Here is a 5,088-nt window from a genome sequence, read left to right on the forward strand (position 1 = left end):
AGCGAGCGCACGCGAGCGAGCGAAGCGAGCGAGCTCGGCCAACGGGCATCCCGCAGGCGCGAGCCGAAGTGTAGCAATGAGAGAGGGTGCGAGTGCAGTGGGGCTCGCGGAGCGTTGCCCCACGGCGCCGCGCCCGAGCGATTGCGGAACGAAGGCGAGCCACGGCGAGCGAGCGAAGCGAGCGCACGCGAGCGAGCGAAGCGAGCGAGCTCGGCCAACGGGCATCCCGCAGGCGCGAGCCGAAGTGTAGCAATGAGAGAGGGTGCGAGTGCAGTGGGGCTCGCGGAGCGTTGCCCCACGGCGCCGCGCCCGAGCGATTGCGGAACGAAGGCGAGCCACGGCGAGCGAGCGAAGCGAGCGAGCCCTGCGGACACAAAAAAAGCGAGACTCTTAAAAGCCTCGCTGATGGTGGATACCTTCTCTAAGGTACAGCGCGTCAAACTTCTCAACGAATGACGGCACAAAGGTAGCCTTTTTTTGCTGAATAAACAAACATTCTGCTCAAAATGGTTCGTCTTCTGGCCTCTGGAAAAGAGAACCCTCCTGCGGATTCTGCTCGGAAAGAGAATTCCGCTCATCCGAGCGGGGTGGGTTTTCATTTTCACTACCAGGAGAGCCGGCTTGGATTGGTGCGAAGGCTTGCTCTAACATCTGGTCGACTGCGCGCTCCATGTTCCATGCGTGGTAAAGGTCGCGCTTCTCTTTTGTTTTGAAATACTGCTTTTGTGCCGCACGCATCGCGCCAACTGCACAAAGAAATTCGCTAAATGTTGCCATTTCGTTTTGTTTTAAGAAGTTGAAAAATTATGAATAATGCGACAAGGAGAGTACAGACGTTGCCTACCTTGTCGGCCTTTTTCTGGAAGAATGATCGCGGGTCAACGTACTCAACAATGCGAATTGTATCTGCGATCATGATTGAATCTTTTAAGAAAATCGTGTCCTTTTTGCTGAGGTATCTGTATTCTGTTCGGATGCTGTCAATGCGGATTGTATCATTTTTTATTACAATTCGGACTCTCTCCTTTACATCTGTAACATCCTTTTCCTCGGAGCTCTGCTCGCTGACGTGAGCGGAGGCAACGTGTGAGCCTCGCTCGGCGAAGCCGTGGCGGGGCGAACACGATGCCAGAGCGAACAAAACCAAAACTATGCTAAATCGAAGAAAGTTCACGGCGGAAAGATGCTATAGTAAAACAAGGGCAAGCTCTGTTTGAGAATTCGTTGTGACAATGGATGTGCTCTGGACGTAGACCATGCTTTTGCATTAATTCTTTTACCAAACCAATCAAGGCTTTCTTTTGCATGGGTGTGCGGGTGTCGGCTGGTGTTCCCGTAAAATCATCCAAGCCTCCTATGTAACAGATTCCGATGGAGTTCTGATTATGGCCTTTGCAATGGGCGCCCTGCTTGCTGACGTGCCGTCCTTCGTGGATTGTGCCATCTTGGGATATCACATAATGGTACCCGATGTCAAGCCATCCGTTGTCCTGGCAATGCCATCTCTTAATTTGGTCAATCGTCACGGGTTGTGTTGCAAGTGTGGCCGTGCAATGCAAAATTATCTCATTGATTATTCTTTGGGGCTGACTCATTTTGTTTGGAAATGTTTTGAAGGTGTTTTGATATGCTCATGACGGCCGAAGATATTCCCAGGAGCGATGCAGAGTAGATGAGCAACTGCGCGATAACGTACAGCAACGATGTGTCTACAATTCCCTGGGGTTTGATGAAGACACCACACAAAGCGATGAAAACGGCCGAAATAAGGGCAAATCCAGAGAAGATTGTTTTTGAGGTCATGATATATCAGGAATGCTTGGGGGTTCTGGTTCGTATAAATAGAACGGCAAATCGTCATCGGCATATTGAGATGAGTGCATGATATATGCTTCTGAGACGGCGCCCGTGTCAAGAAATTCCTCCATTGCGACATCTGCGAAGGTGGGATGTACATTGAAGCCAAAGTTTTGCAACTCCTCAACCACTGCTGTTCTGGTAGCACCATTGATTCTTGCCCATGATAGTGCAGCACTGGAAGATTCCGTAGCTACAAACCATTTCTTCTCCACATCCTGCCAGTGCTCTCTGTAGTAGTTGAAAATCTCGTACTCGGACTCAGGTCCATCTATGCGGGCTTGGAACTCTTTTTCTGCGAATAGTTTGCGCTTTTCTATGCCATAGACGCGCTCCAGATGGCGCACAGCCTCCTGCGTGTGCACTATTGCAGGGTCTCCCGCATCCGCTTGCGAGCGGATTGCGCCCTGCAAGACGTTGACCGCTTGTCGTACTGCACGCGTGTAGTCCTGCTGTGGCTTCGGAGTGCGTGGCACGAATTTATGCGACAAACTTTCGGTTAGTTCGCCCTTTGCATTGCGCTCTGCGCAAGAGAATATGCGATATTGCTTGAGTCTGTCTTTGTGCGCAAGCATGGCCATGAGAGAGCGTTGCTTTTTGCCATCGGCTGAGCGTCGGTCTTTCTGGTCCAGGCAATAGAAACGGAAATATTTGTATGAGTAATCCCAAAATAGCTGTTCTATCTGTTCCTCGCAAAGTATATCACGAGGATCCAAAAGATGCTGAGTGCCCGTTACCTGGTTCTCCAGAAGGCGCGCACCTTTGGTAATGCGAATTTCAAGACGCCAAACATCTCGCTCGAGGTCTAGGCCGTAGTCCTTCCATCTCTGTGCGATGTGGTGCTTGTATGCAACTTGTTGCATCTCCATGGTCTTGTTATAGAGCTGGACTTGATGCCCAGAAGAGCGTGAACCCCACGTCGTGCTTGTGTAAATGAGAGGCACGCATTTATCAGAGAGTGGCCGACCGCCTTTGAGCGGGTTGCGCTCATCTGGGAGCTTTATCAGAGTGCCAGGATCGTCGTAGACGCTCTGGCGCTCCTTCTCGATTTCCCACTCTGTGGGATTGCCTCCCTCGGTGCTGTGCTTTTCTGGCACAGCGACGTCGGCCGTGAGCGAGAATGAAGATGTGTTCTTGTCCCATCCAAGCGCGTAGCCCTGGATGAACTGACGATAACCATTTCCAGAGCCAAACTTAATGATATCGCCATCCTCGTACTTCTTCATGAAGCGCTGAGGAAGGAGGCCTCCGTAAAACTCGTTACAATCGTAGGCAAGGTCCAGACGTGTGAGGCCAAGGTAACGGAACCCAAATAATTCGATGAAGTCCGCGATGTGTTGCATCAGCTCTGGTTCATACAAGGGCTTGTTTTTGATTTTGAGAGTGCATGAGAGAGGGTTGATGCTTCCAGAATAGGGAGACATGGAGAGCTCTGCCCATTCAACTCCACGCTGTTTTACAACATATATTTCGGCATATGTCTTTGAGCCATGGCCGAGCTTCTGGAAAGAGAATCTCTGTAGGTCTTCTGGCTGTGCAAAAAAAGAACGCACCTCGGGCTTTTCTGGCACGAAATGCGAAGGGCGGTGCAGGTGCAACTGCAACCAGTCAATACTGATAACGTAAGGTCTTAGATTCTTGTTCATGCTGTGAGAAGTTTGAAAAGGTGGGGAGACTTTTCACATCTCCCCTGCCTCCTGTTTAGTGGTCTCCTATCGCTTCTCCAGGGCACCACCCCTGGATATCCTTTCGGAGACATTGCAAAGATAGCAATTTCTTACGAAATATGTGGGGGGAAAATCCCTATTTTGTAACGCTATTTGCGATTACACTCATTATTCAAGCGAGCCACTGCCACCGCCAGTAGAGCTGTCGTTTCCACTACCGCCACTTACTGCGCCACCAGGTGCGAGGGGTACGTTCGTACTCTCGCCGTAAGATGCGATAGCCTTCGCCATCTGGGCGCTTGAGCGCCATTCGGTCAGCTCCTCCTGCAACAAGTCGTTAAGCACGAGCTTTTGTGTTGAAACGAAGAGCTTGCCTGCACTCTTGCGAGTGTGAATGAAGATTGCACCAACAGCGCCATCGCCACGCTCGTTGAAGAGGAAACCTTCATCTACGTTGAAATTAGGGTATTTCACCTGCATCATAGAGGTATCTTCCGTATCAAGAAGAAGCTCCTCATAAACGTAGGTGGCAGGAGACAAAGCATTCTGTGGCCCGGGGTTTGCGGACACACCCGAAAAAGCAACAAATACAATAGCATCTCCGGCACGGAACTCAGTGTTCTCTGCGATTAATGCAGATGAGAACTGTGCAACGGTTGTCTGAGCTGTGATTGCCAACTCTCCTCGCATTGTTGTCTTTGGCATTTCCCCTTGAAAGCTTGTAACCATAGGAGTGAGTGAACCCTGGGTGAGACGATAGCTTGCGGGCACCCATGCTTTTGCTTGAGCTTCCTGACGTGTCAACGCTACATCTGCAGAACCGATGTTCAACTGCATGAAGCGGTTGAAAATTGAAACACCCGCGGGCAGGTTTTCGTATGCCTTCTTCATCCAGGCCTTGTTGCCGGAATAGAAGTTAACAAGATTTGCCCACTTGACGCGACGTGCCTGCTGTACGTCTGTACGACTTGCAGTAGCGCCGTAGTTGCTGTTGTTCAGCGCTTGGCGGGCAAGCTGACGAGATTCGGCTACATAATAGGTTGTGTCACCTATCTTGCCTTTGAGCATCATTGATGCAAGGTTTCTAATGATTGCCATAGTAGAAGAATTTTGTTAAACAAAATGAAGTAACTGGCACAAAGGTAATGAGTTGGAAATTAAGAAAAAAAAAAAAAATGTTAAATTTGGTTAATGCACCGAGTGGAGGCGGATTCCACGCGTGCAGAAAATTTCGCATATAAGCGAAAAACAATTGGCAAAATGTTTGCATATATGCGAAAAAATGTGTACCTTTGTATACAGAAAGATGGGAGGTGGTCTTCCATCTAAGTTAAAAACTTCTCAAAATTATGGCACTACAACTTGCAGGACTCCGTTATAAAAGGAGTTGTCTCGGAAATTACGAAGCCGTGGCGTTGCTAACGCGATTTTACAAAGGTAACCCACGCGGAGAATTTAAGTATACCTTTTATCGCTATCGCTTTTACGACGCTAATCTCTATGATGAGCTAAGGAGTGATGATACGACAAAAAAACGCAGAGCATACCTGCTCAGGTTTATTCG

5 protein-coding genes are annotated in these 5,088 nt (G+C 49.4%); 1 reads left to right on the top strand and 4 read right to left on the bottom strand.

Annotated features, from left to right (window positions below; all coding sequences use genetic code 11):
• Positions 1-501: 501 nt before the first annotated feature.
• The 4 genes from J4G38_RS27920 to J4G38_RS27935 form a co-directional block, all read right to left on the bottom strand.
• A complete protein-coding gene (locus tag J4G38_RS27920; RefSeq protein WP_210522181.1) occupies positions 502-777 on the bottom strand; it encodes a hypothetical protein in 276 nt (91 codons plus the stop codon).
• A gap of 377 nt (positions 778-1,154) precedes the next feature.
• Positions 1,155-1,595, bottom strand: a complete 441-nt coding sequence (locus tag J4G38_RS29340) for an N-acetylmuramoyl-L-alanine amidase (RefSeq protein ID WP_226164073.1) — start codon at positions 1,593-1,595, stop codon at positions 1,155-1,157.
• 204 nt (positions 1,596-1,799) lie between these two features.
• Entirely contained in the window at positions 1,800-3,503 is a 1,704-nt protein-coding gene (locus J4G38_RS27930; protein ID WP_210522182.1) for a hypothetical protein, read from the bottom strand.
• 189 nt (positions 3,504-3,692) lie between these two features.
• On the bottom strand, positions 3,693-4,622 hold the full coding sequence (locus J4G38_RS27935) for a hypothetical protein (RefSeq protein WP_226164076.1): 930 nt from the start codon (positions 4,620-4,622) through the stop codon (positions 3,693-3,695).
• Positions 4,623-4,873: 251 nt separating this feature from the next.
• Here J4G38_RS27935 and J4G38_RS27940 point away from each other — a divergent pair.
• Positions 4,874-5,088 (top strand): hypothetical protein (locus J4G38_RS27940; RefSeq protein ID WP_226164079.1); only part of this gene is annotated, 215 nt, incomplete at its 3' end.

It is taken from the genome of Hymenobacter terricola, from assembly GCF_017921975.2.
Taxonomy (GTDB): domain Bacteria; phylum Bacteroidota; class Bacteroidia; order Cytophagales; family Hymenobacteraceae; genus Hymenobacter; species Hymenobacter terricola.

Coding starts and splice junctions, on each gene's coding strand:
- J4G38_RS27920 (WP_210522181.1), bottom strand. CDS start 777: ATGGCAACATTTAGCGAATTTCTTTGTGCAGTTGGCGCGATGCGTGCG.
- J4G38_RS29340 (WP_226164073.1), bottom strand. CDS start 1,595: ATGAGTCAGCCCCAAAGAATAATCAATGAGATAATTTTGCATTGCACG.
- J4G38_RS27930 (WP_210522182.1), bottom strand. CDS start 3,503: ATGAACAAGAATCTAAGACCTTACGTTATCAGTATTGACTGGTTGCAG.
- J4G38_RS27935 (WP_226164076.1), bottom strand. CDS start 4,622: ATGGCAATCATTAGAAACCTTGCATCAATGATGCTCAAAGGCAAGATA.